The sequence below is a fragment of the Arenimonas malthae CC-JY-1 genome (genome assembly GCF_000747075.1).
Classification (GTDB): Bacteria; Pseudomonadota; Gammaproteobacteria; order Xanthomonadales; family Xanthomonadaceae; genus Arenimonas; species Arenimonas malthae.
Window position 1 is genome coordinate 1 of sequence record NZ_AVCH01000141.1, and the last position, 397, is coordinate 397.

Sequence of the window (397 nt, forward strand, 5' to 3'; positions counted from 1 at the left end):
CGCCGCGCCGCGCCGCGACGGCCCGCTGCGCGTGCTGGTCGCCGGCCGCGTGCATGGCGCCAAGGGCCAGCAGCTGCTCGACGCGCTGCTGCCGCGCCTGCCCGCCGGCGTCGAACTCGTGCTGCTGGGCACTGGCCCGCTGGGCGAGCGCTATTTCGGCCGCTCCGGCGTGCACGTGCTCAAGGACTACGCGCGCGACGAGTTGCCGCGCTGGGTGGCCGCGCTGCGCCCCGACCTGGCGATGCTGCCCTCCACCGTGCCGGAAACCTGGAGCTACACGCTGTCGGAACTGTGGGCGCTGGGCCTGCCGGTGCTGTGCGCCGACCTTGGCGCGCCCGGCGACCGCCTGCGCGCGGCCGGCGGCGGCTGGCGGGTGGCCCCCGACGCAGCGGCCTTC

The 397-nt window shown here is 77.6% G+C and carries 1 protein-coding gene; it reads left to right on the top strand.

The genetic code is table 11. The features are described from left to right. Positions 1–397 (top strand): glycosyltransferase (locus N790_RS06100; protein ID WP_043802132.1); only part of this gene is annotated, 397 nt, incomplete at both ends.